Below are 25,577 nucleotides of genomic sequence, written 5' to 3' on the forward strand. Positions count from 1 at the left end.
TGTTAAGGGAAATTTTACAAAGTTTAATCAACATATCATAAAAGCTAGACGAATAGTTGAGTGTATTAAACAATCTTTGCGTTAATGCATCTTTTGACAAAGATTGCCGCGTCGTTACACTCTTCGCAATGACGAAATAGAACCAAAAAAAAGCACCATTGCTGGTGCTTTTCATTTATTTGTTTTGTTGTGATGTTTTCAACTATTTCTTTTTCTGATTTGCTTGTTGCTGTTGTTGACGCATGTAGTCTTCTAAACGAGCTTGGAAACCAGATTTCTTTTTCTCTACTTTAGGTTTTGCTTTATTGTCTTGCAATATCGCATGAATTTTATCATCATTTACCATTTTTCTAATCAAAAACTGTTGTAAGAAAGTCAACATGTTTGCTAAGAAATAATAGTAGTTCAAACCAGAAGGGTAACTGTTTAATACCCCTAGGAAAATGATTGGCATAATGTAACCAATGTATTTCATTTGACCAGTAGCACCTGAAATTTGGTTGTTAAAGTAAGTGTAGATCAATGTAGAAATGGTCATCAAAATACACATCAAACTCAAGTGGTCGCCAATGAAAGGAACGGTAAAACCAAAGTTGATGAAATTATCATAAGTAGAAAGGTCTTTCATCCAAAGGAAACTTTCACCTCTCAACTCAAATAAGTTAGGGAAGAAAAAGAAGAAGGCCATTACAAAAGGTAATTGTAGTAACATTGGCAAACAACCACCTAGTGGATTAACACCTACTTGTTTGTACAACTTCAAATATTCTTGTTGTAAAAGGGTAGGGTTGTCTTCGCCAACTTTTGCTTTAATCTCATCCATTTCAGGTTTTAAAACCCTCATTTTGGCCATAGAAACATACGATTTGTAAGTTAATGGCGACATGGCAAGTTTCAAAAGAATAGTCAACACTAAAATGATTAGACCGTAGCCCCATCCAAAACCTTCTAAGAAGTTAAATACAGGTAAAACCACAAAACGGTTAATGTATTTCAATGGCCAGTAACCCAAGTCAATTTGTTTCTCTAATTCATGACCTTGATCTTTCAAGATATTGAACTTGTTAGTTCCAAAATAAAACTTGAAGCTATAGTTTTGAGTTGCTAGTTGATTGAATGGCAATTGCATGTTAGCATTGTACCATTTGATTTTTCCAGGCTCTGTAGCTACTTTAACTTCTAAATCTCCTTTTTCAAAAGGTACGGCAGGAATTAACACCGAAGTGAAAAAGTGCTGCTTGAACGAGAACCACTCAATTTTTCCTTCTGTAATCTCTTTTTTCTCGTCTTTGTGAAGATTTAAATGATCAGGATTTTCTCCAGCGTATTTAAAATACGGGCCAGAGTGTTCCTGCTCTTTTTTAGCATCCTTTTCTTGTTGCAACAAAGTAGTTTCCCAGTTCAAAGCAACATTGTTTCCTTGCAATACTTGGTTTAAACCATTAAGGCTAATGTTAAAATCAACATTGTAAGTTTTAGCTGGAACGGTATAAATGAAATCTACATATTTATCAGCACTATAGTTGGCACGCATGGTAATGCCATTGCCAGTTTTTGTTGCTGTAAAATATAAGTCGTTGGTATTAACTATTTTTCCGTTAATGTTAAGCTTTAAGCCAAATTTATTTTGGTTACCGCTGAATAAAACTACTGGCTGTTTGCCATAAGTTTCTTGGTTTTTAACTTCTACAGATTGAATTTTACCACCTAGGTTGCTGAAAGTAACTTTTAGGTTTTCGTTTTCAAGAGTAGTAGTTTGCTCAGTTCCACTGATGTTGCCACCAAAAGGACCTTTTAATGCAGCCGAATCTACCGTTGGGGTAGTAGTAGCGGCTGTAAGCGTTTGTGATTTTGCTTGATTGTTTGCGGGCTTAGCACCTGCTCTTTTAATCGAGTCTTGAACCTGCTGTTCTCTTTTAACTTCAGCTTCTGATGGTCTCATAAAGAACACACCAGCAGCCAAAATAATCATAATGAGGAACAGACCCGTGAAGGTATTTTTATCCATTATATTGTTTTGATACTACTATTAATTCGTTTTCTTTTTCGCATACTCCATTGCAGCGGCGACAAATTTAATAAAAAGTGGGTGAGGATTAGCAACTGTCGATTTTAATTCTGGGTGAAACTGTCCACCTACGAAAAAAGGATGGTTTTTCAATTCTACGATTTCCACTAAATTACTCTCTGGGTTAATCCCTGAAGCCATCATTCCCGCTGCTTCATATTGTTCTAAATACTTGTTATTGAATTCATAACGATGACGGTGTCTTTCAGAGATATGTTGCTTTCCATAAGCAGCGAAAGCTTTTGTGCCTTTTTTAACATCACATGGATAAGCTCCCAAACGCATGGTGCCACCTTTGGTAGTAATGCTTTTTTGCTCTTCCATCATGTTAATTACTGGATGCGGTGCATTTTCATCAATTTCAGTTGTATTGGCGTTAGCTAAACCTAACACGTTTCTACCAAATTCAATTACACAGCATTGCATTCCTAAACAAATTCCAAAGAAAGGTACATGGTTTTCCCTTACATATTTAATGGCCTCAATTTTCCCTTCAATACCACGACTACCAAATCCTGGAGCCACTAACACGCCATCTAAATGACCCAATTTTTCTTTTACATTCTCCGCATAGATACTCTCTGAAGGAATATACTCTACGCGAACTTTACATTCATTTTTAGCACCAGCATGAATAAAAGCCTCTGTAATCGATTTATAAGCGTCTGGCAACTCCACATATTTACCCACTAAGCCGATTTTTACCTCAGAAGTAGGATTTTTCAAACGACCTAAGAAATCTTTCCAGCTTTCCATATCAGGCTCAGCCTTGGTAGGAAGCTTTAATTTGCTCAACACCGTTTTGTCCAACTGCTCTTTATACATCAACAAAGGCACATCATAAATCGTTGATGCATCCATCGATTCGACTACCGCGTTGATGTTAACGTTACAAAATAATGCGATTTTTCTTCTAATGTCTTGACTAATATGGTGTTCAGTTCTGCAAACCAAGATGTCTGGTTGGATACCATATTCCAATAATGCTTTAACAGAGTGTTGGGTTGGCTTAGTTTTCAGCTCGCCTGCGGCAGCTAAAAATGGCACTAGGGTTAAGTGGATTACGATGGCATTATTGTTGCCTTCTTCCCATTTAAACTGACGCACTGCCTCTACAAATGGTAATGATTCGATATCACCAACGGTTCCGCCAATCTCAGTGATGATGATATCATAATCGCCACTTTCACCCAAAATACGCATGTTGCGCTTAATTTCGTCCGTAATGTGCGGAACAACCTGTACTGTTTTTCCTAAAAATTCACCTTGACGCTCTTTGTTGATTACGTTTTGGTAAATACGACCTGTAGTAATGTTATTTGCTTGTGAAGTAGGCACATTCAAGAAACGCTCATAATGTCCCAAATCCAAGTCTGTTTCTGCGCCATCTTCGGTAACAAAACATTCGCCGTGCTCATAAGGATTCAAAGTTCCTGGATCGATATTGATATATGGATCGAACTTTTGGATGGTTACTCGGTAACCTCTGGCCTGTAAAAGTTTAGCTAAAGAAGCGGAGATGATGCCTTTTCCTAATGAGGAAGTAACACCGCCCGTAACAAAAATATACTTAGTCATGAATGAATTTTTGGTGCAACAAATACATTTTGTTGCTTTTTGTACGGGATACAAAGGTAAGAAAATATTGCTGTTGTTTCTGCGCTGTTGATAATATATTTTTTAAAACGGCAATGTATTGACCTACAAATGATAACCTAAAAATTGACCTTGTTTATATCTTTTTTTTGGTTTTTAAAAGGAAGGCTGGTGTTTTCATCGCTTCCAAAGTCCTGCTATCCGCTACCATCTTTTTGTTTGGTTCTTTGTCATTCGGACGTTAGGAGGAATCTGTTTCTGGACTGCATCAACTTTGAGATCCTTCACTAGCGTTCAGGATGACAAATAACAAAAAGTATTTTCGCTACTATCAGGTTTACTTAACAAAGTTTCTACAAGAAACAAATATCTAAACCTCGCAGGTTTTTAAAAACTGCGAGGTTTAGATATTAAATTTTAACTTGCGTTGAATTCTAAAAATGATGATGAAAAAACTATTCTTAACGCTAAGCTTGTTATTGCTGATCAACGTTGCCTTTTCGCAAACTTATAGGGAAAATATCAACACTAGTTTTAAAGTTTATTGCGACCTGATGCGAGAAGGTCAGCTAGAAAAAGCATTCGATTATGTCCATCCTGATCTGTTTACCATAGTGCCAAAGGCCGACATGCTTAAAATGTTTAATACGCTTTTCAATTCTGGCGAATTCACTTTTAAGTTTTTGGATTTTAGCATTAAAAAATTTAACGAACCATTGATTGTCGAGGGTAAACATTATGTTGTTTTTAAATATAACTCTAACATTGCTATGAAATTTAACCAAATGGACAGCACTAAATACGATTTGATGAAAGTTGGACTGGCGAATAAGTTTGGAAGTGAAAACGTAACTTTAGACAAAGCTTCTGGTTTTTTTAAAATCAATGCTGAAAAGAAATCCATAGCTATATCTACAAATGGTGCTACTGACTGGAAGTTTGTAAATATTGAACCTGAACAGCGAATTATTATGGAAAAGCTATTGCCAAAAGCTGTTAGAGATGAAGTTTTTTAGATCGAAACTACTACCTAAAACCTAGTAGGTTAATCAATATCATCCCCATTTAAGCTTATGAGGTGTTGTTAAACCTTGCGATCCACTGCAATCTTTTTGTTTTCGTTGTTTGTCATTCCGATACTAAAAGTAATCTACTTTTGGATTATATAAACTTTGAGATCCTTCACTGTGTTCAGGATGACAAGAGTCAGCGATAAAAAAAGTATTTGCACTGTAGTAAGGATTACTGAAATTCATCTTTCACGGTTTCTCCCAAATCATACATCAGCCATTGCTGCTTTAACACTTTGTTTTTATTGCTGTTCAACAATTTAATGAAATCCTGTACACCAAGTGGTTCATTGCCATTACCGTGAATTAATACAATGCTACCGTTATTGGCTGTCTGGCCTTTGGCCAACCAAGCATCGCTACCTATGGGAATTAACCCAAAGCCAGTAATGTTTTGAACCACCGTATTATCTGAAACTAAACCAGGAAACCTGAAAAATACAGAGGGTAGAGAACCACTGCTCAATAAAGCCTTTTCTAAAGCCAACACCTCGTATGAAATGTTAGTGCCAGGTTTTAGCAGAAAGTTATCTGCTAAAGGTTCTTTTGGGCTATAATAATGGGTAAACGTATGATTGATCCAGGTAATTTTAATTTGTCCATTGATTTCCAATTGCTTCAACCAGTTGATGTCATTTTGATGGTTAAGCAGGAATTTTCCCGAAATAGATAAAGCGACTGGAACAGGCTGCTCAACTTTAGCATAAGCAGCTACCAGTGAAGAAAAAATACTTCTATCTAAGGGTTTATGGGAAGGACATAAATCAATGGTTAAGGTAATGCCTTGTTCTTTTGGAAAGCCGTGTATGAGTCCAGCATCTTGTAAACTGAATGATTGAGCATTGGCTTTTGCAATGGCCTTATAATAGGGGGTTTTAGAAAAGGTGGTGCTTAATTGATACCAAGTAGCAGGAATTACAGAAACGGCTGTTGAGTCGATCAGTAGCGTCTGTAAACTGTTGACGTTAACTGCAAAATACTTGGTTTTGTTTAACTGACGGAATTTTCGAAGAATGATTAATTGTTGGCCTTGATCGCGAGCACTTCCATAGTAGACCGTATAATGATAGATGGTGTTTTGAGCTTGGATATGCTCAATGCTAATGATGATGAAAAAAAGTATCGTGACAAACCTTTTCATTTCAAAGCGCTATTTAAAAAGGGATTAGGATTCTCAGGAACCCCAATCCCTAGAAATTTATGCTTGCAAATCTTGCATAATGGTTTTTATCTTTTCATTCAGTTGTTGTTCGGTAGCTTTAAAACCAGTTTTATCAGCCAGAGGCTCATTTACACTGCAATAAAACTTGATTTTAGGTTCAGTACCGCTAGGACGTGCAGAAATGATACTGCCATCTTCTGTAATGAACTGCAAAACATCCGATTTAGGAAAGCCTAATTCTTTACTGGTGCCCGCTTTAATATCAGTAACTTTATTCAATTCGTAATCCTTTAAAGTGACTACCGCTGAACCGCCAAGTTTAGCAGGAGGGTTGTTTCTAAACTTCTCCATCATCGCCTTAATTTCCTCGGCACCTGTCTTTCCTTTTTTGGTAATGGCCACTAAATCTTCTTTGTACATGCCATATTTTACATACATTTCAATCATGGCTTCAAATAAGCTACTGCCTTTGTCTTTATAAAAAGCGGTCATTTCTGCAATAAATGCACAGGATATTACAGCATCCTTATCACGTACCAAATCACCCACTAGGTAACCATAGCTTTCTTCGCCACCTACAATAAATTTCTTTTTGCCCAAAAGCTCGGTCATCACCTTGCCAATCCATTTAAAACCCGTAAGTGTCTCAAAATATTCTACCCCTTTATCCTTACAAATGGCCTTAATTAAACTGGTAGTTACAATAGTGCTTACCACATATTCATTCCCTGTCAATTTTCCTTTCTCTTCCCAAGCAGTTAACATGTAGTTCACCAATAAGCTTCCCGTTTGGTTCCCATTTAGCAATACAAATTCACCATCGTTATTTTTAACGGCAATTCCTACACGGTCAGCATCTGGATCTGTTGCCAAAACCAAATCAGCATCTATTTCCTGTGCTTTTTTAAGCGCTAGGGTCAAAGCTTCTTTCTCCTCAGGGTTTGGATATACCACGGTTGGGAAATTTCCATCTGGTTTGCTTTGCTCTTCCACAATGGTTACGTTGGTGAAACCAAACTGCTCTAATGCCTTTGGCACCAAAGTAATTCCTGTACCATGAATAGGCGAATAAACGATTTTTAGGTTTTTCTGTCTTTCAATGGCATCAGGAGATACCGAAAGCGCCGTAATTTCATTCAGGTATTTCTGATCGATTTCTTCACCAATCAGCTCAATGTTACTTTCAATACGATCAAATTTTACCTCATCAATATTTTGGATCGCAGCTACTTCATCCATCACCATTTTATCATCAGGAGAGGTAAATTGACCTCCATCGGCACCATAAGCCTTGTAGCCGTTATATTCTTTAGGGTTGTGCGAAGCAGTAAGCATTACTCCGCTTTTACAGCCCAGTTCGCGAATAGCAAAAGAAAGTTCAGGGGTAGGGCGTAAGGCTGAAAAGAAATAAACCTTGATCCCGTTGGCTGAAAATACGTCAGCGGTAATTTTAGCAAATACATCCGAATTATTTCGGCTATCATGCGCAATGGCTACACAGATTTTCTCGCCTGGGTATTTCTTTAATAAGTAATTAGCCAAACCTTGTGTGGCTGTGCCAATGGTATATTTGTTGATTCGGTTTGAGCCAGCGCCCATGATACCTCTTAAACCACCTGTACCAAATTCTAAATTTCTGTAAAAAGCATCAGTAAGCTCTGTATAAGCCTCTTGGTCTAACAATTTTTGAATATCTGATTTGGTGATTTCGTCGTAATTTCCGTCAAGCCACGCTTGTATGGTTGTTTGCGTTTGTGGATCTAACTGCATATTAAATTAGGGTTAATGTCGATAGGAGAAACAAATAATATTCGGTAGGGTTGGGTCAAAATTAAAAAAACCGCATTTTATTTCGATACTTTGACTAAAATTAACAGTCTTTTATTTATTTTCACGCCCCGTTACAATTATAACAAAATTCTATATTCTATAACTCAAAAATGAAAATTTTAAAATTCGGTGGTACCTCGGTTGGTAGCCCAGAACGTATGAAAAAACTGTTGGATATTATTGATCCATCAGAAAGACAGATTGTAGTATTATCAGCAGTGTCTGGAACTACAAATAGTTTGGTTGAAATCTCAAATGCGTTACTGAAGGAGGACAAGAAGAAGGGCACTGAATTAATTAAAGCTTTACAAGAGAAATATAATGATTTTGTTGTAGAACTTTTGCCAGCTGGCGAGTTTAGAGAGCAAGGTCAAGAAGTGGTTGATTATCATTTCAACTTCCTACTTTCTTTGGCTAACAACGTTTTTACAGCTATTGAGGATAAAGTGGTTTTGGCGCAAGGCGAATTACTTTCGACCACACTTTACCACGTATATCTAAAATCTATTAGTGTGCCTTCGGTATTGTTGCCCGCTTTAGATTTCATGAAAATTGATGAGGATAACGAACCTGTGATTCCTTATACTACAGAGAACTTAACGCCACTATTGGCCGAAAATCCTGACAACAAGTTGTTTATCACCCAAGGTTTCATTTGCAGAAACAGCTTTGGCGAAGTGGATAATCTACGTCGTGGTGGTAGCGATTATACTGCTTCATTGTTAGGTGCAGCCATTTCAGCGGATGAAGTTCAAATTTGGACGGATATTGATGGTATGCATAATAACGACCCTCGTGTGGTGAAAGGTACCAAACCTATTTCTCACTTGTCATTTGACGAGGCTGCCGAGTTGGCTTATTTTGGTGCTAAAATTTTGCACCCGCAATCAGTATTTCCTGCGCAGAAATATAAAATCCCAGTGCGTTTGCTAAATACCATGGAGCCAAAAGCCCTAGGAACAGTAATTAGTGCAGATAGCGAAAAAGGGAAAATTAAATCTATTGCTGCTAAAGATGGCATTACGGCCATTAAAATCCAATCGAGCCGAATGTTGTTGGCTTATGGTTTCTTGCGCAAGGTGTTTGAAGTTTTCGAACGTTACAAAACGCCAATTGACATGATTACCACTTCGGAGGTTGCCGTATCTTTAACGATTGACTTTACGGACAACTTAGATAAAATTGTAGACGAGCTGAATTCTTTTGGCAGTGTGGAATTGGACAGAGACCAAACCATTGTTTGTGTAGTAGGTGATTTTGGTGCCGAGAAGCATGGTTTTGCTGCGAAAGTATTAGATTCGATTAAACATATTCCAGTAAGGATGATTTCGTACGGTGGTAGTGCTTACAACATTTCTCTATTGGTGAAAACAGAAGATAAGGTTGAAGCTTTAAGAAGCCTGCACAACAGGATTTTTGAATAATGCTTAAGACTTAGGGATGGTCTTCATTTCGACTGAAGTGTAGCGTAATGGATAAATCTTTGGATTAAATTAGTTTAAAGATTTCTCTCCCAAAAATTCGGGACTACACCATATTTGGAATGACATACAAATAAAAGTTTGTTTGAAGAACTGAAATAGGTTAGTTAAACCTGATTGAAGCATCTATCAGCTATGAAACAGATCCTTCGAAGGGCTCAGGATGGCAGTCAAAAAAAGACTAACGATAATAGAAATAGATAAAAATAACGATTAATATCAGTACAATTGAGATACGAACTCTTCTTTCAAATTCTCTGCGGCTAATATTACCTTGACGATAGTCGATGTAGTTGCCTGCATAGATAAAACCTAAAAAGGCCAGGAAGAGGATGAGTATAAATTTCAAGATTATGTTTTCGGATAAAGATATAGCACATTTTTCAAATTTAGAAACGCCATTTTATTATTACGATCTTAACTTGTTGCGCGACACGTTAAAAACTTGTAGTGATGCAGCGAATACTTATCATTTTCATGTGCATTATGCCATGAAAGCGAACTTCAACGATAAGGTTTTAGCTAAAATTAAGGAAACTGGTTTTGGTGCCGATTGTGTAAGTGGTGGCGAGGTAAGAAAGGCGATTGAAAGTGGTTTCGCTAAAAACAAAGTGGTTTTTGCTGGTGTAGGTAAATCTGATAAGGAAATTAACTATGCCTTGGACCAGGATATTTTTTGCTTTAACGTGGAATCGTTGCAGGAATTGCAGGTGATTAACGATTTGGCTGGAAAGAAACAGAAAATAGCGAAGGTGGCTATCCGTATCAATCCTAACGTTGATGCACATACCCATGCTAACATTACCACGGGTTTGGACGAGAATAAGTTCGGAATCAACTCTTGGGACATGCCTGCAGCAGCTGACATTTTAAACGCCTCAGCGCATTTGGAGTTTGTGGGGATCCATTTTCATATTGGCTCGCAGATTACCAATTTGGACGTTTATAAAAACCTATGTGTAAGGGTAAATGAATTTGCCGCTTGGTTTGAGGATAAAGGTTTTACCGTTAAAATCTTAAATGTTGGCGGTGGTTTAGGTATTGACTATCACCAACCAAATGCACAAATTCCTGACTTTGAAGCTTATTTCAGGATTTTCTCAGATTTCTTAGACATTAAACCTCATCAAGAAGTTCACTTTGAATTGGGTAGGGCATTGGTAGGTCAATCTTCATCGTTGATTAGTCGTGTGCTTTATGTAAAGAATGGTAAGAAAAAGAATTTCATTGTATTGGATGCAGGTATGACCGAATTGATGCGCCCAGCACTTTATCAAGCTTACCATCAGATAGAGAACTTGAGTCAGAAGTCTAATGCTGTTAAGTATGATGTAGTAGGGCCAATTTGCGAAAGTACCGACTGCTTCGGAAAAGAGGTTGCTTTACCAGAGACTTTTAGAAATGATTTGATTGCCATTAGAAGTACTGGCGCATATGGTGAGGTAATGGCTTCTAACTACAATTTGCGCGATGCGATTGTTACTGTAACTAGTGATGATGTTGCTTCATCTTAGATAAAAAACATTAAGGAGTTGAGGAAATTAAGGTTTGTTCTTAATGAGATTTAATTTCTTAATGTTTCAAAGATAAAATTCAGACAAAAATCTTGCATTATTAGAGCCAGTGAAACGAAATCGTTAGCTGGCTTTTTTTATTGCCTACGTCTTGCTGCTACATAGATAACGACCCCAGCAACCATGGCTATAGCGCCCACATACGGAGGCCAATTCACGGTCTCTTGTTTGTCTGCGGTGACTTGAATAGGTCCTGCGTCAATGATTTTTTCTTTTTTTGTATAAGTAAAGCCGCTCCATACGAGCATGATTAATCCAACTACAATTAATAAAATGCCTAATGATTTTCCCATGATATTTGATTTTATTTAGGGAACAGCAGTTAACGGAAATTGTTTTAGAAGGAATAACCAAGGCCAATATTTGCTGAAAGGCGTGAGAAATCGGCTTGACTGGTTAGGTTAAATTGCTTGAAGGAGAAAAAGTAGGTTAATTGGAAATTGCTACGGCTAACTTCAGAATCGTTTAAGGCATAATTTGCCGTTTTAATCTTGTTATCAAAGCTATTATCTAAGTTTGGCGAAAAGCCTACAAATAGTTTAAATGCATGTTTGATGTCTTTATCTCTCCGGTGATGAAAGATGATTTCAGAAGAGAGACCAGTGGTCCATAATAGTTTATTTCTAGAAACCACCAATCTCTTATAGGTAAGGTCTCCGTAAAGTTGGTTTCTAAAATCTAGATATTCCCCAAATTCTCTGGTCACCGCATTTTCCCAGTTAATAATTCTGTAATCAGTGTTCCCACGATTAGAAGTCATGTGATAACCAATGGAGGTGTGTATGCCTAGACCCGAAGTAGATTTGTTAAAAGGAGGGAGCTCTACAAAATCATTTTCTTTAGGGTTTTCTGAGATGTAATTTTTGGAAGCTTTACCAAAATAACCTAGCAAACCGTAAGAGAAATTAAAATTTTTAAAGGTATGGGCTTGAGTTAAGCTTAAATAGCCTAAAGTCACATCGCCTTCATCATGAATACCATCTGAACTTGCTAAGCCTCCAGTGACATTAAATTTCGAGCTAACACTATCAGCAACCATTGGTTTGGGCTGATAAACGACATCATTGCCCACAATAGAAGGAAATAGATATCGAGTACAGGAACTAAGAGAAGAAATAGCTAAAAATAGTACGAAATATGTAAAGCGTTTCATGAATTGAAATTTATCTTTTGGCCCGAAGATACAAAACCTCTTTTAACAGGTTGTTAATTTTTTCTACAGGCAAATCTGCTTCTGGGTTCACTAACAAGATCTTCATCCGTGCCCGTTTCTCCACCAATAAATCTTCATCATATAATAAATGTCCGTCTACAAAACCAATATAGGGATGGTAGTGCTTTTTATGTATCCATAAATAACAAAGCATTTTACCTTGATGGTAAAAGAAGGGGAGTTTGTATTTCCATTCGGGTGTAATGTCCTTATCTACAGATAAAATAATATCCCTCAAGGCCAGTAAAGTGCTTTTTATGGGTTCTTCTTGCTTTAGATAAAATTGGTCGAGCTCACTTAACATTTTTTAGACTCCTATTTGAGTTCCGCTTCCACCTACAATTTTAATGCCTTCAGCGGAGGCCTTCCAAAATCGGATATAACGAAATTTAGCCCCAAACGGCGCTGCTTTGTAGCTGCCTTTTAAGTCTATGGTTAAGGTGATTACTGCCAGATCATCAATGATATTTAGGTTTTCGACCTCAGGTGTAAGTTCACTTATATTGAGTTCACCATCGCGATAAGTCTTTAAGTCAATTTCTTTGGTGATTACATCTCCATTTGGAGCAACAAAAAGCAAATCTTCATGCAACAATTCATCAAGCACCTTTATATCACTTTCCTTAATGGCTTTGTAAAGTCTATTCTCTAGGTTTAAGATTTCTTCTTTTGTCATGTTTTTAGCTTCTTTCTAAATTACGCTAATGTTTAGTAGTCTTCTAGTTCAAAGAAATCAGCTAGGCCTCCTAAATAATATTCGCTGATACCTGCTGTAAATTCTTCAAAATCTTCGTCAGGGATATTGGTTTGTACAAATTCCAAAGAAGTGCCTTTCTTGTCAGGGTGCAATTTGATGGTTACAATAGAAGGTTCGTTTTCCTCGCCAAAGTACCATTGTTGTACGATCTTTTTCCCAGGTTCCAATTCGAGGTTTTTACCTACAATATCACCATCCCAAAAAGAGAATTCCGTGCCTACTTCTTCTTCAAACTCTACTTCGGCACCTGTCCATAATTGGATGCTTTGTGCTTTGGTTAAACCTAAATAAACTTCTTCGGGAGGAGCGGGCAGGAGGATGTATTTTTTAAATGTCTTCATCGGGATTTACTGGATTTTAGGATTTAACAGGATTGCAAATTTGTTATTAATTTCTTGATTTATTAGGTAAAGAGCGCTTTTTATTTTGTTGTTATGATTATGTAAATCCCTTAATTCAGTAAGTATAGCCCCTTTATATTGTTGGTTTATATCTAGAATTCGAATTGTAAACTTTTTTAAACTGTAAACTTGTACTGCCGAAATTAATCAATAGACCTATGGGAAATTTATAAGCAGTAACATAATTCTTAGCTTACGCTAAATGAACGTCTTCTAGATTGATCACCGCTTTTAGCTCAACTACCACTTGATTTTCTATTACGAAATCTGCTCTTCTCACACCTACTTCAATGTCTTCGTAATAAATAGTTTGCTCAACTTCTCTGGCAAAAATTAAATCAATGCTACTTAGTTCAATGGCCAAACATCTTTGATAAATTACTTCTTGAAACCCATTACCCAAGGTGTTATGCACTTTCATGGCACAACCGTTTACCTTGTATGTAATTTCATCGATAGTCATTTTTAAGCGTGTAAATTGTCAGGATCAGGATTTACTTGATTGATGGATTTATAGGATTTTGATGTTTAATGTAAAACTATGATCATGAAAATCTTCACATCCTATAAATCCTGATAAGGCAAAGGAAGTGGGATCTTATTTAAAAGCATTAATTCCAGTCACATCCATACCCGTAATCAACAAGTGTACATCATGCGTGCCCTCGTAAGTGACTACCGATTCTAAGTTCATCATATGGCGCATGATGGAGTACTCGCCAGTAATGCCCATACCGCCTAGCATTTGACGAGCGTTACGAGCCACCTCCAGCGCAATTTCCACACTATTACGTTTAGCCATTGAAATCTGCTCTGCCGAGGCTCTGTTTTCGCTTTTCAGTTGACCTAAACGCCAAACCAACAACTGGCCTTTTGTGATTTCGGTAATCATTTCGGCAAGCTTTTTCTGTTGTAACTGAAAACCACCAATAGGTTTGCCAAATTGAACACGCTCTTTCGAATAACGTAAAGCGGTATCATAACAATCCATGGCGGCACCCAGGGCACCCCAAGCAATACCGTAACGAGCTTGGTTTAAACAACCCAAAGGACCTTTTAAACCCTTTATCTCTGGAAATACATTTTCTTTAGGCACTTTTACGTTGTCAAACACCAATTCGCCAGTAGCCGAAGCTCTCAAGCTCCATTTATTATGCGTTTCGGGAGTGGTAAAACCATCCATACCACGTTCCAACACCATCCCTCTGATTTTACCTTCTTCGTCTTTTGCCCAAACCACCGCTATATCTGCGAAAGGAGCATTAGAAATCCACATTTTGGCGCCATTCAATAAATAATGATCGCCTTTATCTTTGATATTACTCACCATGCCACCAGGATTGGAGCCATGATCAGGTTCAGTTAAACCAAAACAGCCCATCAACTCACCAGTAGCTAATTTTGGTAAATATTTTTTACGTTGTTCTTCTGTGCCATAAGCATAAATAGGATACATTACCAAAGAACCTTGTACAGATGCCGTAGAACGAATCCCTGAATCTCCACGTTCAATTTCCTGCATAATTATTCCATAAGCAGTATAATCTAAGCCAGCACCGCCATATTCAACGGGAATGGTAGGGCCAAAGGCACCAATTTCGCCTAATCCTTTAATCAACTGCTTTGGAAACTCTGCACGTTGCGCATAATCTTCAATAATTGGACTCACTTCTTTTTTTACCCAATCTCTCACGGTCGATCGAATCAACAAATGTTCTTGAGATAAAAGCTCGTCTACCAAATAATAATCAGGTGCTTCGTAAAGGTCTTTTTTCGCAGATTTACTCATTTTTTAAATAGATTTAGCGGATTAATGGTTTATATATGGTTATCCTCAAAGTTAGCAAAATACCTCAATCCCTAAATAAAAATTAGCTAATATTGCGCTACCAAACTTTAAGTTCAAATGTATATACAAACTGTTGCTTTAAGAGATGTGAGATGCCACGCTTTTCATGGTTTTTATCCTGAGGAACATTTGATTGGCTGTAATTTTATAGTGGATGCCGAGGTGACCTTTAAACCTAAGGGCGATACCGAAAACATAGAAAAGACGGTTAATTACGAAGTGCTTAACCAAATCATCCTTAAGGAAATGAAGCAGACACAGAAAATGCTCGAAACAGTGGTGACTAATATCCTAGAACAGGTGAAAGCGTTGTATCCATTTATCCTGACGGCAAAAGTTGGCATCAGAAAAATGAACCCACCAATGCCTGGCGAAATAGGACACTCTTTTGTAGAGTTAAGCTACAAAGCAGATTAGTGAATAGCTGCTTAAGTTTAAGCGATCAACTTTCCACTACTTTACAACTGTTCAAACTCAATCATTTTACTACGCTCTCTATCGGGAATGGCCACTGGGCTTTTTGTCTCGTAATCGTACACCACGCATACGGTTTTTCCTTTGCTGCAAATCACCTCTTCGCCATTAACCATTTTCACGATCATGTATTCTAGATCGAAGCTGGTATTTCCAATGCGGGAGGTGCGCACATAAATACTGATTTTATCTCCCAAATGCAGTGGTTTTAGGTAATTGATGCTTGCCTGCCCAATCACTACACCTGTTTTTTTCCAATCCCATTGTATGGCTTGTGTCCAATACTTGGTGCGCCCAATTTCCATATAGGTAAAATACATCGCATTGTTTACATGGCCCATCATGTCTAGATCGGTAAAACGCATTTCTAAATCGGTTCTGTACTTAAATATGTCTGTTTTGCTTTCTAAAACTGACTTTTTGTCTTCTGTTTTTTCTTTTTTGCGCCAAAATGTCTTGAATATCATGTTTTTTCGGATTGGAACGTGGTTTGAATAAGGGTAGTTATCAATAAAAAAATTAAAAAATTACGGAGGAATATAAAAATGAGCTTAGTAAAATTCAACAACAGAACCAGAAACACAGCACCATACTTTAACAACGTATTTGATTCTTTGTTTAGTGATGCCTTAAATAAAAACTATGGTGTAAGCAAAATGCCAGCGGTAAATATCTTGGAAACTACAGAAGATTTTAAAATTGAATTAGCGGCACCAGGTTTAAACAAAGAAGACTTTAAAATAGAGTTGAAAAAAGACCAACTTTCTGTTTGGGCAGAAAAGAAAAATGAACAAACCGATCAACAAAAAGATTATTCTCGTAAAGAGTTTGAATATTTCTCTTTTGCAAGATCATTTGTGTTGCCTGAAGGAGTTGATACAGAAAAAATTAATGCCGAGTATATCAATGGAATATTGAACATTACTATTGGCAAAAAAGAGAAAGCAAAAGACGAGCATAAAGAAATTGTAGTTTCATAATACAATGGTTTGATTACCCTTTTGGGTAGCGAGTTTAAGGTTCAAGGGCGCATTGAAAAATGCTGCCCTTGTTTTTTTTGCCGCAGATGCACAGCTTGTAAATGTTTTATAGACTGCTTTCCCGAGAAGGGAGCGGGATAGACTGTGCCTCTTAGTGACGGCTTTATTATTGTCTTTGCGAGGCACGAAGCAATCTCATACTGTGCAAATAATAAATTAAATGGGTTCCTTATACCATTTAAAAAACATCTATCCGTGTAACTGTAGCAAACAACCCTAGTTTAGAACCAAACCAAATTAAACGACACCCTACAGGAATGAAGTGATTTTAGTAATTTTGCGGCATGCAACAAGAAATCATCGATATTAAGCGTAAAGCACTAAAAATTAACCTCAACCCTAAAATTTATGGCACTTTTGCAGAAATAGGTGCAGGACAAGAAGTTTCAAGAGCTTTCTTTAATGTTGGAGCCGCTTCAGGAACCGTAGCAAAAACCATTTCTGCTTACGACATGACTTTTAGTGATGAGATTTATGGTGCAGAAGAATCGGGCAGGTATGTGAGCCAAAACAGGCTGCTTAAAATGCTTGATCATGAATACGCGTTACTTATTGATAGATTGAAAGGCGAAAAACACAAAGAAAAAACCTTTTTCGCTTTTGCAAATACCGTTACTACACTTAATTACACCCGCACCAATGATCCGCATGGCTGGGTAGGCCTTCGTTTCCAAAGTGAACCTGGCGAAGCACCTAACGAGATTTATTTCCACGTGCGCCTATTAGACACCGACGTGCAAATGCAACAACGTGTTTTAGGAATGATAGGTGTAAATTTGATATATGCCGCTTTTTATTATGCCAATGACACTAAGAAAATGATTGAGTCGCTGGTAGATAACCTCAACGTAGGCTCTGTAGAAATCGACTTGATTTCTGTTCAAGGTCCTGCATTTAAAGATGTTAATAATTTACTCTTAAACTTGTACTTGATTGTTAAAGATTTCTCTACAGCGGCGATTTTTGATGTAGATTCTCATCCAAGACAAGCTAAAGATTTGCTTTACAAAAAAGACGTGATGATTTTAAGAACCAAATATGGTCAGAAATCAAACCCTAACTTTAGCTTGTTCAATAAAGCTACCGATCAATTCAAACTGATCAACCATGTTGAAGATAGAAATATGATTGTGATGATTGAGGTTTTGATTACTAACGTATTAACTTCCGAACATGAAACGCCAGATGATATTGATTTAGAGGCAGTAGCAAAAAGGGCAGAAGAGATGTGCAAAACAGGCAATTTTGTAATTGTATCTAATTTCACCCGAAAAAATAGACTAGCCAAGTACTTAGACAGGTGTAAACCAAGAAGCGTTGGCATGTCTACCAATATTAACAACTTAAAGTTCGTGTTTAACTCTGCTAATTTCGGCGAAAACTATACAGGCCACTTGTTGAGTTACGTGAATGATATGTTTAGTCGAAACGTAAGGTTGTTTGCTTATCCTTTCTTAGACAAGAAAAGCAATACCGTAATTACTACCGAGAATATGCCAGTGTCGCCAGAAGCCAAACCTTTGTTTGATTTTCTGATTTTGAATAACTACATTACTGATATTAAGGATTACAACGAAGGGGAAGTGAAAACTGTTTAGAGGTATTCTTTTTTGCCACAGATGCACAGATTTGTTTTAAATAACAATCAATTTATTTATCTGTGCATCTGTGGCTAACCATCTTAATGCTTGGCGTTTTCACTATACAGATTCTTAAATACAATTTCCATTTGACGTTCTGGATTTTCGAGAGTCTTAAAGCCAAATTGCTCATATAAACCATGAGCATCCAAAGTAGCCAATTGATAACGACGTAAGCCTTGTAGATCAGGGTGGAAGAGCATTAAAGACATCAGTTTCTTAGACAGTCCCAAACCTCGAAAAGCTTCTTCCACATAAACATCACACAAATAGGCGAAAGTAGCTTTATCGGTAACCCAACGAGCAAAACCTACCTGTTGCTGATCTTTATAAATCCCAAAGCAAAGTGAATTTTCTATCGCTCTATGTACGAGCTCAAAAGGAATATCCTTTGCCCAATAAGATTGTGTACTTAAATAATGGTGCACGGCTTTTACATCAACCAAATTACGGTCGTCTGAAAACACAAAACCATTTTCTTTGATTTCCATGTTATTAACTAGGGACTAGTGGTTAGTAGTTAGAGATTAGTTTGCAGCGATGTAGATTACCCTTCAATTGTAATTCGTAAATCTAAAATCGTAAATCAACCTAATTTCTCATGTTAATAAACTGCAAAGGCTGTCCAAAATCTTCAGATCTACATAGTTGGATAACTTTCTGCAAATCATCAATGTTTTTTCCCTGTACACGCACTTGATCTTCCATCATTGAAGCCTGTACTTTTATTTTGCTGTCCTTAATTTTAGCAACAATCTTCTTAGAAGTTTCCTTGTCGATTCCTTCTTTCACCTTTACCTCTTTTCTAATCATATTACCAGAAGCGATGGTTTCTTTGCCAAAATCCAAACTATTTGCATCTAAATGTTGTTTCATCATACGGGAAATGATGGAATCGGTGATGGCTTTTAAACGCATATCATCTTCTGTTAAAATGGTGATGACATTGGTTTTCTTATCTAGCTCGATGCTGCTGTTGGAAGAATGGAAATCATAACGGTTTAAAATTTCCTTTTTTGCATTGTTAATGGCATTGTCTAACGTTTGGCCATCTATTTTGCTCACGATATCGAAACTTGGCATGATATTATCTTAAATGAAAAAGAATTGATAAATTTAATTTGTTATAAAAAAACGAAAAAAATACCTGTAAACCATCAAGATTTCAAAAAAACACAAATCAAGATGCTTACTTTACCTTCTAACTCAATCTCAAACACATGAAAGCCAATAAACCTAAAACATCAAAAAGATCAATTAAAAAGGCTGTTAAAAAACAGTTGGAACAAAGCTTAACAGAAAAGTTTTTAGAAGCCGTGAAAGGCTTAGGCCATAATGCAGAAGCATTTGGTGCCGATGTAGCTAAAGCTAGTAAAGCCGTAGCAAAAAAAATAGCCAAAACATTTACAGGAGTAAAAGAAGTAGTGGAACATAAAATTGAAGACATTACGACTTCCAAAAAAGAGAAAGTAGCCAAAGCAAAAAAGGTAGCGAAGAAAGAGGTAAAGCCGCTTAAAAAAATAGATAAAACAACTACCAAAATTGTAAAAAAGGCGGTTAAAAAAGCAAAACCAGTAGCTAGCAGCGTTAAAGTAGCACCTTTAGAAAGTGAAGAAAAAGTTGCTAAGGCTGTGAAAGCACCTATTAAAAAAACAACAGTTGCTACTAGTAGCGCTCCTAAAACTGTGGTAAAAAGACCAGCTGCTGCAGCTAAACCAGTAGCAAAAACTACCGCTACCAAAACAGTAGCACCAAAAGCACCTGCTAAAGCTGCACCAACCAGTACAAGGGCAGCTAAACCCAGTACTACAAAAAGCTCTAATGTTAAATAATTGATTTTTGTTAACCTACAATTAATCATAACTTAACATTAAATTTCTCAAATTTGGAAATCCCAGAAATGGGATTTTTTTAATACCTAAATGGCGAAAAAGAAGCTACCATTTTTAAATAGAGAGATCAGTTGGTTATACTTTAACGAACGTGTGCTGCAAGAAGCGGCTGATGAAACCGTGCCGCTGATAGAACGCATCAAATTTCTTTCTATATTCTCATCCAACCTCGACGAATTTTATCGTGTGAGGGTAGCTTCCTTGAACCGATTGGTGAATTTGAACGAAAAGGCAAAAGCGCTTTTGGGCTTCAATCCGAAAAAGGTTCTTGATGAAATCAAAAATATTGTAGTAAAGCTCGAGCGACGCTTTGAAACACTTTTTCAGGATATTCTCATTACTGAACTTGCACAAAAACGGATTTTCATTCTCAACTACACGCAATTAAATGTAGCTAGGGGTGAATTTGTACGTCAACATTTTAGGGACAAAATTTTATCAAATTTAGTTCCCATTATGATCGACGTCAACAAGCCTTTTCCAGAACTTAAGGATAGGGCTTTGTACTTTTTTGTACAACTCTCTAACAATGCAGGAAAGAGTAGGAAGTACGCTATTTTGGAGCTTCCAGATAGCATTTCTAGGTTCTTGGTATTGCCTGAGACAAATGACCTTAAATTTATTATCCTTTTAGAAGACATCATCAAATACTGTTTGGATGATATCTTTTACGTATTCAACTATAAGGAAATTCAAGCATTTTCTATTCAGCTCACTAGAGATGCAGAACTTGATATCGACAAAAATGTAAGCGATAAGTTTATTGAAGAGCTTCGCAAGAGTATAGACAAGAGAAAACGTGGCAAACCCATGCGTTTACTATACGATAGCGATATGCCTTTTGATATGCTGAGCTTTTTGGTAAGTAAATTGAAAGTAGGAGCTGATGGGCTTATACCAGGCAACAAATACCATCGTTTTGGCGATTTTATTGCCTTTCCAAATGTAGGCGGAAAGGAACTGGAGTATGCGCCAATGCCCGCGCTGAAAGTTAAAGACTTGCACCGTACACAAAGCCTTTTCAAAAAAATAGCGGAGAAAGATTACGTAGTTCACTTACCTTATCAGTCATACGATTATATTATTTTGTTTTTGAGAGAGGCAGCCATTGATCCAAAAGTAACGGAAATCAACATCACGTTATATCGATTGGCTGAGAACTCCAAAGTGGTAAATGCGCTGATTAATGCCGCTAAGAACGGAAAAATAGTCAACTGTTTGGTTGAACTGAAGGCCCGTTTTGATGAAAGTGCCAATATTTTCTGGACCAATCGTTTAATGGAAGAAGGGGTAAACGTAAATTACGGCTTAACCGATTTTAAAGTCCACTCGAAAATTTGCTTAGTCAAACGAATTGATAAAAGGAAAACCACTTACTACGCTAATTTAGCCACAGGTAATTTTAACGAAAAAACTGCTCGTATTTATTGCGACCATAGTATTTTCACCACCAATACAGAAATCACCTCAGAATTGGTAAAACTGTTTGGCGCTTTAAATAAAAGAACTGTAGCTAAGGGTTTTAAAAACCTGATCGTTTCGCCCATCGATTCGAGAAACCGTATTTATAGCCTCATTGATAGGGAAATCAAAAATGCTAAAGCTGGTAAAGCGGCTTATATGATTTTAAAAGTAAATAGCTTAGCTGATGAAGGCATAGTAGAGAAATTATATGAGGCTAGTAACGCAGGCGTACAAATTAAATTGATTGTACGCGGCATTTGCTGTCTTGTACCAGGAATGAAAGGTTTTAGCGAGAATATTACCGTCATCAGTATTATCGACAGGTTTTTGGAGCACGCCAGAATTTTCATTTTTGGAAACAATGGTAAAGAGGAGATGTTCCTTTCTTCGGCCGATTTAATGTCGCGTAATTTTGAGCATAGGGTAGAAGTAGGCTTTCCTATTTTGGATGAAGAAGTAAGGCAGGAAATCAAAGATATCATTGATTTTCAGCTTCAGGATAATGTAAAAGCCAGAAGCATTACCAAAGCTAACGACAATAGATACCATAAAAATAGATTGACAAGTAAGATAAGGGCACAAGTTCAAACTTATACTTATTTAAAAAACAAGCATCAGTAACATGTTAAGATATGCCGCCATTGATATTGGCTCCAACGCAGTACGTTTATTAATTGCAGATATTACCCAGCAAGGTGAGGATAAACAACTAGGTTTCAAAAAGAACACTTTGGTAAGGGTGCCGTTACGTTTAGGTGATGATGCCTTTTTAGACCATGAACTCTCCCCTAAAAAGATTGATGATTTGGTGAAAACGATGACGGCATTCAGAAATCTGATGGACGTTTATAATGTTACTGAATATTTGGCCTGTGCAACATCTGCGATGCGTGAAGCCAAAAACGGTAAAGAGGTGATTGAAAAGGTAAAGGAACTGGCCAATATAGACATTGAGATTATTGAAGGACAACGTGAGGCCAGCATCATTTATTCTAACCATATCGAAGAGAACTTAGATATTAAGAAAAGTTACTTATATATTGATGTAGGTGGTGGTAGTACCGAGATTTCGGTGTTCGTTAATAAACAACCCATCGCTTCTAAATCATTTAACATTGGTACCATTCGTATTCTTGATAACCAAGACAAGGAAGAAACTTGGAACGAGATGAAAGAATGGATCAAACACAACACCAAAGAACTAAAACAGGTAGTAGGTATTGGTACTGGAGGCAACATCAATAAGTTGTTTAGAATGAGTGGAGAGAAGGACGATATGCCTTTGTCTTTCTTGAAACTAAAGAATATGTACAATGAGCTGAATGCTTATTCTTTAAAAGAACGTATTTCGGTATTGAAACTCAACCCAGATAGAGCTGATGTAATTATTCCTGCTTGTGAAATTTACCTTACCATTATGAAATGGGCAGGGGTTAAACAAATTTTTGTTCCTAAAGTGGGAATGGTTGATGGGATTATCAATTTGTTGATCGAGGAGAATTTGTAGTACTTTTTATCGTCATTTCGATGAGGAGGAACGACAAAGAGAAATCTAGTTCCCATGACAACCTAATCGTTAGATTTCTCTCTGCGTTCGAAATGACGGGAACACATAGATGCTGCCAAATTTAATAGAGATTCCTCGTTCCTCGGAATGACAACAAACTCGGAGTGGCGAGATCATACTAAGACTTACGAAGTTTTTAAAACTTCGTAAGTCTATCCAAAAGCTACGCTAACAAACTAGCTGCAGCTTCATCTACAAACCATTGCAAATCCCCGTTAACAGGATTAATCAATTGCGATGGATAACTAGCATAATCTTTTTCGTTACCTAAAACTTTCTGCAAAGCTTCGGCCTTATTTGCTCCAAAAGTAATGAAGGCAACATTTTTTGCTTGGTTAATTAAAGGAGCTGTTAAGCTTACTCTATTGGTGTTTAACTTCTCTACCCGAACACTAGCTACCGTGATTTTTTCATTGGTTACCAAGGTAGTATGAGGGAAAATTGAAGCCGTATGCGCATCGTCGCCCATACCTAATAAAATCAAATCAAAAACAATGGTAGCATTACCAAAATGTTGGTCTAATTTCTCTTTATAATCAGCGGCTGCTTCTTCGGGTGATAAATTCGTATCTACATAAAAAACATGACCATCTTTAAGTTCCAAATTATCAAAGAAACTCTCTTTGGCCATTAAGCCGTTGTAATCCTTTTCAAAAGGCAATACGGTACGCTCATCACCAAAAAAGAAATACACCTTATCCCAATCTATCTGTGATTTGTAGGTGGTGGATAGTAATTGGTAAAGGCCTTTTGGTGAACTCCCGCCAGTAAGCACAAAATCAAAACGGTTCTTTTCGGCAATCGCCTTGTGGTAAATTTCAATTACGTATTGCGCCAATTGCTCGTTAAGTTCGGCTTGGCTTTTAAATATGTTTAGTTTCATTAGTCTTAGATATGAGTATCGAGATATGAGTATCGAGATGGTCACCCAAAACTTTCAACTCATACCTCTCAACTTTTAACTTCTTTTAATCTTTAATCGGCAAGGTAAACCAGTGATAGCCATCTCTAGCAATTAGCGCTTCGGCTTCTTCTGGTCCCCAGCTGTCTGCAGCATAATTAGGGAAACTCAATGATTTTTTATTCTCCCAAGTATGGATAATTGGCATTACTAGTTCCCAAGCCGCTTCTACTTGATCGCCACGCATAAACAGCGTTTGGTCTCCCAAAATAGCGTCTAAAAGCAATGTTTCATAAGCCTCTGGAGAATCGTTCTCGTAAGTGCCTTTGTAATTAAACACCATATCAACAGGGTTTAACACCATATCCAATCCTGGACGTTTAGACTGTACTTGTAACCTGATACTGGCTTCTGGTTGGATGCTGATGATCAACCTGTTTTGTTGCCAAGTTTCGGCTACGTTATTAGAGAAAATATGGTGAGGGACATCTTTAAATTGAATGGTGATGATAGATGAGGTTTGGTTCATTCGCTTACCTGTACGCAAGTAGAATGGAATACCTTGCCAACGCCAGTTATCAATAAAGAATTTAACGGCAGCAAAGGTTTCTGTGTTTGAGTGAGCATCTACGCCATTTTCTGAACGATAGCCTGGTACTTCTTTTCCTTCTACCCAACCTTTACTGTACTGACCGCGAACGGCATGGCTACTAATTTCTTCGGGCTTAAATGGCCTCACAGCTCTTAAGACCTCCACTTTTCTGTCCCTAATTTCGTCAGCATTGAAAGAGATAGGCGCTTCCATACCCACTAAGCAAAGTAACTGTAGCAAGTGATTTTGAATCATATCTCTCAAAGCACCAGCTCCTTCATAATAGCCACCTCTATCGCCAACACCCAATTGTTCTGTTACCGAAATTTGGATATGCTCAATGTAGGTGCGATTCCATAGAGGTTCAAACAGCGAATTGGCAAATCGGAAAGCCATCATGTTCTGTACGGTTTCTTTACCCAAATAGTGGTCAATTCTATAAATCTGCTTCTCTGTGAAAATGCCACTTAGTAATAAATTCAGTTCTTTAGCACTTTCTAAATCGTGACCAAAAGGTTTCTCAATAACGATTCTACAGTTTTCTTCGTTGCCTGTAAGCTTATATTGATGTAAGCATTGTGCAATTAATGGGAATAGGTTAGGGGCTACCGCTAAATAGAAAATCACCTGTGTGTTTTCGCCAAAATCAGCTTGGTACTTTTCAATTTCACCTTTTAGGTTTTCAAAAGTCTGCTGCGATTTGATATCAATAGTGCAATAGTGAATGCTTTGACTAAAAACATCCCATTTATCCTTTTTCACCTTTCCGTTTCTAGAGAACTCATTAACGCTATGCAATAGCTCTTTCTGATATTTCTCGTCGGTAAATGCTGTTCTTCCAGTTCCGATAATGGCAAATTTGGACGGCATATAGCCTTCAGTGTATAGGTTATATAGTGCTGGAGCCAGTTTGCGTTTGTTTAAATCGCCCGTGCCGCCAAAAATTACAAATATGGTAGGATTAAGTTTACTTGCTTTTTTCATTTTTTTAAAAGCTTAATTAGAG

26 protein-coding genes are annotated in these 25,577 nt (G+C 37.2%); 9 read left to right on the forward strand and 17 right to left on the reverse strand.

Going from position 1 to position 25,577, the window contains the following annotated elements; all coding sequences use genetic code 11:
- Positions 1–202 precede the first annotated feature (202 nt).
- Together yidC and DUT70_RS02950 are read right to left on the reverse strand one after the other, a co-directional pair.
- Complete coding sequence (yidC, locus tag DUT70_RS02945) at positions 203–2,008, reverse strand: membrane protein insertase YidC (RefSeq protein WP_113645800.1); 1,806 nt, start codon at positions 2,006–2,008, stop codon at positions 203–205.
- Between the two features lie 21 nt (positions 2,009–2,029).
- Positions 2,030–3,646, reverse strand: coding sequence for a CTP synthase (locus DUT70_RS02950; protein ID WP_113645801.1), 1,617 nt, complete (start codon positions 3,644–3,646; stop codon positions 2,030–2,032).
- A gap of 464 nt (positions 3,647–4,110) precedes the next feature.
- Here DUT70_RS02950 and DUT70_RS02955 point away from each other — a divergent pair, with 464 nt between their 5' ends.
- Positions 4,111–4,680, forward strand: coding sequence for a hypothetical protein (locus tag DUT70_RS02955; protein WP_113645802.1), 570 nt, complete (start codon positions 4,111–4,113; stop codon positions 4,678–4,680).
- Between the two features lie 226 nt (positions 4,681–4,906).
- Here DUT70_RS02955 and DUT70_RS02960 read toward each other — a convergent pair whose 3' ends face one another.
- Entirely contained in the window at positions 4,907–5,875 is a 969-nt protein-coding gene (locus DUT70_RS02960) for a polysaccharide deacetylase family protein (protein WP_113645803.1), read from the reverse strand.
- A gap of 57 nt (positions 5,876–5,932) precedes the next feature.
- Positions 5,933–7,666, reverse strand: coding sequence for a phospho-sugar mutase (locus DUT70_RS02965; protein ID WP_113645804.1), 1,734 nt, complete (start codon positions 7,664–7,666; stop codon positions 5,933–5,935).
- A gap of 170 nt (positions 7,667–7,836) precedes the next feature.
- Here DUT70_RS02965 and DUT70_RS02970 point away from each other — a divergent pair, with 170 nt between their 5' ends.
- The gene (locus tag DUT70_RS02970) at positions 7,837–9,150 is read left to right on the forward strand and encodes an aspartate kinase (RefSeq protein WP_113645805.1); all 1,314 of its coding nucleotides are present in this window, start codon (positions 7,837–7,839) and stop codon (positions 9,148–9,150) included.
- A gap of 238 nt (positions 9,151–9,388) precedes the next feature.
- On the opposite strand, the gene DUT70_RS21285 is transcribed toward DUT70_RS02970, so the two are convergent.
- Positions 9,389–9,556 (reverse strand): hypothetical protein, encoded by a 168-nt coding sequence (locus DUT70_RS21285; protein WP_205529720.1) that lies wholly within the window; start codon positions 9,554–9,556, stop codon positions 9,389–9,391.
- 4 nt (positions 9,557–9,560) lie between these two features.
- Here DUT70_RS21285 and lysA point away from each other — a divergent pair, with 4 nt between their 5' ends.
- Positions 9,561–10,721 carry a diaminopimelate decarboxylase gene (gene lysA, locus DUT70_RS02975; protein WP_113646545.1) on the forward strand — a complete coding sequence of 387 codons (1,161 nt, stop codon included), beginning with the start codon at positions 9,561–9,563 and terminating at the stop codon, positions 10,719–10,721.
- 137 nt (positions 10,722–10,858) lie between these two features.
- On the opposite strand, the gene DUT70_RS02980 is transcribed toward lysA, so the two are convergent.
- The 7 genes from DUT70_RS02980 to DUT70_RS03010 form a co-directional block, all read right to left on the reverse strand.
- Complete coding sequence (locus DUT70_RS02980) at positions 10,859–11,074, reverse strand: hypothetical protein (RefSeq protein WP_113645806.1); 216 nt, start codon at positions 11,072–11,074, stop codon at positions 10,859–10,861.
- Between the two features lie 44 nt (positions 11,075–11,118).
- Complete coding sequence (locus DUT70_RS02985) at positions 11,119–11,934, reverse strand: hypothetical protein (protein ID WP_128353279.1); 816 nt, start codon at positions 11,932–11,934, stop codon at positions 11,119–11,121.
- 10 nt (positions 11,935–11,944) lie between these two features.
- Entirely contained in the window at positions 11,945–12,298 is a 354-nt protein-coding gene (locus DUT70_RS02990) for a DUF1801 domain-containing protein (RefSeq protein WP_113645808.1), read from the reverse strand.
- A 3-nt stretch (positions 12,299–12,301) separates the two neighbouring features.
- Positions 12,302–12,670 (reverse strand): nuclear transport factor 2 family protein, encoded by a 369-nt coding sequence (locus DUT70_RS02995; RefSeq protein WP_113645809.1) that lies wholly within the window; start codon positions 12,668–12,670, stop codon positions 12,302–12,304.
- 32 nt (positions 12,671–12,702) lie between these two features.
- The gene (locus DUT70_RS03000) at positions 12,703–13,092 is read right to left on the reverse strand and encodes an SRPBCC domain-containing protein (RefSeq protein ID WP_113645810.1); all 390 of its coding nucleotides are present in this window, start codon (positions 13,090–13,092) and stop codon (positions 12,703–12,705) included.
- Between the two features lie 253 nt (positions 13,093–13,345).
- Positions 13,346–13,615 (reverse strand): GxxExxY protein, encoded by a 270-nt coding sequence (locus DUT70_RS03005; protein ID WP_240432009.1) that lies wholly within the window; start codon positions 13,613–13,615, stop codon positions 13,346–13,348.
- A 135-nt stretch (positions 13,616–13,750) separates the two neighbouring features.
- Positions 13,751–14,941, reverse strand: coding sequence for an acyl-CoA dehydrogenase family protein (locus tag DUT70_RS03010; protein ID WP_113645811.1), 1,191 nt, complete (start codon positions 14,939–14,941; stop codon positions 13,751–13,753).
- A gap of 117 nt (positions 14,942–15,058) precedes the next feature.
- Between DUT70_RS03010 and DUT70_RS03015 the strand changes: the two genes are divergently transcribed.
- Positions 15,059–15,418, forward strand: coding sequence for a dihydroneopterin aldolase (locus DUT70_RS03015; protein WP_113645812.1), 360 nt, complete (start codon positions 15,059–15,061; stop codon positions 15,416–15,418).
- A gap of 41 nt (positions 15,419–15,459) precedes the next feature.
- On the opposite strand, the gene DUT70_RS03020 is transcribed toward DUT70_RS03015, so the two are convergent.
- Positions 15,460–15,942, reverse strand: coding sequence for an acyl-CoA thioesterase (locus DUT70_RS03020; protein WP_113645813.1), 483 nt, complete (start codon positions 15,940–15,942; stop codon positions 15,460–15,462).
- A gap of 78 nt (positions 15,943–16,020) precedes the next feature.
- On the opposite strand from DUT70_RS03020, the gene DUT70_RS03025 reads away from it, so the two are divergent.
- Entirely contained in the window at positions 16,021–16,455 is a 435-nt protein-coding gene (locus DUT70_RS03025; protein ID WP_113645814.1) for an Hsp20/alpha crystallin family protein, read from the forward strand.
- Between the two features lie 344 nt (positions 16,456–16,799).
- Positions 16,800–18,113, forward strand: coding sequence for a nicotinamide mononucleotide adenylyltransferase (locus tag DUT70_RS03035; protein WP_113645816.1), 1,314 nt, complete (start codon positions 16,800–16,802; stop codon positions 18,111–18,113).
- Between the two features lie 83 nt (positions 18,114–18,196).
- Here DUT70_RS03035 and DUT70_RS03040 read toward each other — a convergent pair whose 3' ends face one another.
- Together DUT70_RS03040 and DUT70_RS03045 are read right to left on the reverse strand one after the other, a co-directional pair.
- Positions 18,197–18,646, reverse strand: coding sequence for a GNAT family N-acetyltransferase (locus DUT70_RS03040; protein ID WP_113645817.1), 450 nt, complete (start codon positions 18,644–18,646; stop codon positions 18,197–18,199).
- 100 nt (positions 18,647–18,746) lie between these two features.
- A complete protein-coding gene (locus DUT70_RS03045; protein WP_113645818.1) occupies positions 18,747–19,238 on the reverse strand; it encodes a YajQ family cyclic di-GMP-binding protein in 492 nt (163 codons plus the stop codon).
- A gap of 137 nt (positions 19,239–19,375) precedes the next feature.
- Between DUT70_RS03045 and DUT70_RS03055 the strand changes: the two genes are divergently transcribed.
- The 3 genes from DUT70_RS03055 (at position 19,376) to DUT70_RS03065 (ending at position 23,018) form a co-directional block, all read left to right on the forward strand.
- On the forward strand, positions 19,376–19,987 hold the full coding sequence (locus DUT70_RS03055; RefSeq protein WP_113645820.1) for a hypothetical protein: 612 nt from the start codon (positions 19,376–19,378) through the stop codon (positions 19,985–19,987).
- A gap of 90 nt (positions 19,988–20,077) precedes the next feature.
- Positions 20,078–22,132: a polyphosphate kinase 1 gene (gene ppk1 / locus DUT70_RS03060; protein WP_113645821.1), complete on the forward strand. Its 2,055-nt coding sequence runs from the start codon at positions 20,078–20,080 to the stop codon at positions 22,130–22,132.
- Between the two features lies 1 nt (position 22,133).
- Entirely contained in the window at positions 22,134–23,018 is an 885-nt protein-coding gene (locus DUT70_RS03065) for a Ppx/GppA phosphatase family protein (protein ID WP_113645822.1), read from the forward strand.
- A gap of 223 nt (positions 23,019–23,241) precedes the next feature.
- Here DUT70_RS03065 and pgl read toward each other — a convergent pair whose 3' ends face one another.
- Both pgl and zwf read right to left on the reverse strand, forming a co-directional pair.
- On the reverse strand, positions 23,242–23,961 hold the full coding sequence (gene pgl / locus DUT70_RS03070; RefSeq protein WP_113645823.1) for a 6-phosphogluconolactonase: 720 nt from the start codon (positions 23,959–23,961) through the stop codon (positions 23,242–23,244).
- Positions 23,962–24,046: 85 nt separating this feature from the next.
- Positions 24,047–25,555 carry a glucose-6-phosphate dehydrogenase gene (gene zwf, locus DUT70_RS03075; protein WP_113645824.1) on the reverse strand — a complete coding sequence of 503 codons (1,509 nt, stop codon included), beginning with the start codon at positions 25,553–25,555 and terminating at the stop codon, positions 24,047–24,049.
- Positions 25,556–25,577: the final 22 nt, after the last annotated feature.

It is taken from the genome of Pedobacter chitinilyticus, assembly GCF_003313385.1.
Taxonomy (GTDB): Bacteria; Bacteroidota; Bacteroidia; order Sphingobacteriales; family Sphingobacteriaceae; genus Pedobacter; species Pedobacter chitinilyticus.

Excerpts from the sequence above, each read along its gene's own strand:
- yidC (WP_113645800.1), bottom strand. The coding sequence starts at position 2,008 with ATGGATAAAAATACCTTCACGGGTCTGTTCCTCATTATGATTATTTTG.
- DUT70_RS02950 (WP_113645801.1), bottom strand. The coding sequence starts at position 3,646 with ATGACTAAGTATATTTTTGTTACGGGCGGTGTTACTTCCTCATTAGGA.
- DUT70_RS02955 (WP_113645802.1), top strand. The coding sequence starts at position 4,111 with ATGAAAAAACTATTCTTAACGCTAAGCTTGTTATTGCTGATCAACGTT.
- DUT70_RS02960 (WP_113645803.1), bottom strand. The coding sequence starts at position 5,875 with ATGAAAAGGTTTGTCACGATACTTTTTTTCATCATCATTAGCATTGAG.
- DUT70_RS02965 (WP_113645804.1), bottom strand. The coding sequence starts at position 7,666 with ATGCAGTTAGATCCACAAACGCAAACAACCATACAAGCGTGGCTTGAC.
- DUT70_RS02970 (WP_113645805.1), top strand. The coding sequence starts at position 7,837 with ATGAAAATTTTAAAATTCGGTGGTACCTCGGTTGGTAGCCCAGAACGT.
- lysA (WP_113646545.1), top strand. The coding sequence starts at position 9,561 with ATGTTTTCGGATAAAGATATAGCACATTTTTCAAATTTAGAAACGCCA.
- DUT70_RS02980 (WP_113645806.1), bottom strand. The coding sequence starts at position 11,074 with ATGGGAAAATCATTAGGCATTTTATTAATTGTAGTTGGATTAATCATG.
- DUT70_RS02985 (WP_128353279.1), bottom strand. The coding sequence starts at position 11,934 with ATGAAACGCTTTACATATTTCGTACTATTTTTAGCTATTTCTTCTCTT.
- DUT70_RS02990 (WP_113645808.1), bottom strand. The coding sequence starts at position 12,298 with ATGTTAAGTGAGCTCGACCAATTTTATCTAAAGCAAGAAGAACCCATA.
- DUT70_RS02995 (WP_113645809.1), bottom strand. The coding sequence starts at position 12,670 with ATGACAAAAGAAGAAATCTTAAACCTAGAGAATAGACTTTACAAAGCC.
- DUT70_RS03000 (WP_113645810.1), bottom strand. The coding sequence starts at position 13,092 with ATGAAGACATTTAAAAAATACATCCTCCTGCCCGCTCCTCCCGAAGAA.
- DUT70_RS03005 (WP_240432009.1), bottom strand. The coding sequence starts at position 13,615 with ATGACTATCGATGAAATTACATACAAGGTAAACGGTTGTGCCATGAAA.
- DUT70_RS03010 (WP_113645811.1), bottom strand. The coding sequence starts at position 14,941 with ATGAGTAAATCTGCGAAAAAAGACCTTTACGAAGCACCTGATTATTAT.
- DUT70_RS03015 (WP_113645812.1), top strand. The coding sequence starts at position 15,059 with ATGTATATACAAACTGTTGCTTTAAGAGATGTGAGATGCCACGCTTTT.
- DUT70_RS03020 (WP_113645813.1), bottom strand. The coding sequence starts at position 15,942 with ATGATATTCAAGACATTTTGGCGCAAAAAAGAAAAAACAGAAGACAAA.
- DUT70_RS03025 (WP_113645814.1), top strand. The coding sequence starts at position 16,021 with ATGAGCTTAGTAAAATTCAACAACAGAACCAGAAACACAGCACCATAC.
- DUT70_RS03035 (WP_113645816.1), top strand. The coding sequence starts at position 16,800 with ATGCAACAAGAAATCATCGATATTAAGCGTAAAGCACTAAAAATTAAC.
- DUT70_RS03040 (WP_113645817.1), bottom strand. The coding sequence starts at position 18,646 with ATGGAAATCAAAGAAAATGGTTTTGTGTTTTCAGACGACCGTAATTTG.
- DUT70_RS03045 (WP_113645818.1), bottom strand. The coding sequence starts at position 19,238 with ATGCCAAGTTTCGATATCGTGAGCAAAATAGATGGCCAAACGTTAGAC.
- DUT70_RS03055 (WP_113645820.1), top strand. The coding sequence starts at position 19,376 with ATGAAAGCCAATAAACCTAAAACATCAAAAAGATCAATTAAAAAGGCT.
- ppk1 (WP_113645821.1), top strand. The coding sequence starts at position 20,078 with ATGGCGAAAAAGAAGCTACCATTTTTAAATAGAGAGATCAGTTGGTTA.
- DUT70_RS03065 (WP_113645822.1), top strand. The coding sequence starts at position 22,134 with ATGTTAAGATATGCCGCCATTGATATTGGCTCCAACGCAGTACGTTTA.
- pgl (WP_113645823.1), bottom strand. The coding sequence starts at position 23,961 with ATGAAACTAAACATATTTAAAAGCCAAGCCGAACTTAACGAGCAATTG.
- zwf (WP_113645824.1), bottom strand. The coding sequence starts at position 25,555 with ATGAAAAAAGCAAGTAAACTTAATCCTACCATATTTGTAATTTTTGGC.